Origin of the sequence: Bradyrhizobium campsiandrae (assembly GCF_014529705.1) — a bacterium.
Taxonomy (GTDB): Bacteria; Pseudomonadota; Alphaproteobacteria; order Rhizobiales; family Xanthobacteraceae; genus Bradyrhizobium; species Bradyrhizobium campsiandrae.
In genome coordinates, this window is the sequence record NZ_JAANIH010000177.1 from 1 (window position 1) to 613 (window position 613).

1 protein-coding gene is annotated in these 613 nt (G+C 36.4%); it reads left to right on the forward strand.

Translation table 11 applies throughout. The features are described 5' to 3' along the window. Window positions 1–184 precede the first annotated feature (184 nt). Window positions 185–613: helix-turn-helix domain-containing protein (locus tag G8O24_RS47050; RefSeq protein ID WP_188108421.1), on the forward strand; the 429-nt coding region annotated here is incomplete at its 3' end.

Consider the following 613-nt stretch of genomic DNA (forward strand, 5'->3'; position numbering starts at 1 on the left):
AATAAACCAAATAAATGCAACAAAAAACCAAACAATTTTAAAAAATCTTAAGATGCGTCGAATGTTTTTCTCTCTTGATAGATAGGAAAGCATTCGCGCTTTTTTTAGTTAATTTTTATCGTTGCGAGGATGCCATTTAAAAAGGTATAATGGAATCATAGAGTTTCAAAAAGGAGTAGAGTAGATGTCTAGTAGAAAAGAAGAAGTCCTCCAACTTCTAAACGAAAAAGAAGAAAAAGTATCTGCTGCAGATGTCGCAGAATTGCTTCAAATGGACAGAGCAAACGCTAGTCGTTATCTAAATGATCTTTTTAAAGAGAAAAGAATAGACAAACTTCCTGGGAAACCGGTATTTTATCAAGCTATAAAAACAACGGAAAGAGTTAACCAACATGTGGGAAATATGCAAGAGTCTTCTTTTGGAAGATTGATTGGTTCAGAAGATAGTTTAAAAGTAAGTATTCAACAAGCCAAAGCCGCGATTTTATACCCGCCAAACGGGCTTCACAGCTTAATTCTAGGACGGACAGGTACAGGGAAATCGCTCTTTGCTGAATGTATGTATCAATTTGCGAAAGAATCGGAAACCATTCCGGCTGACGCGCCATTCGTT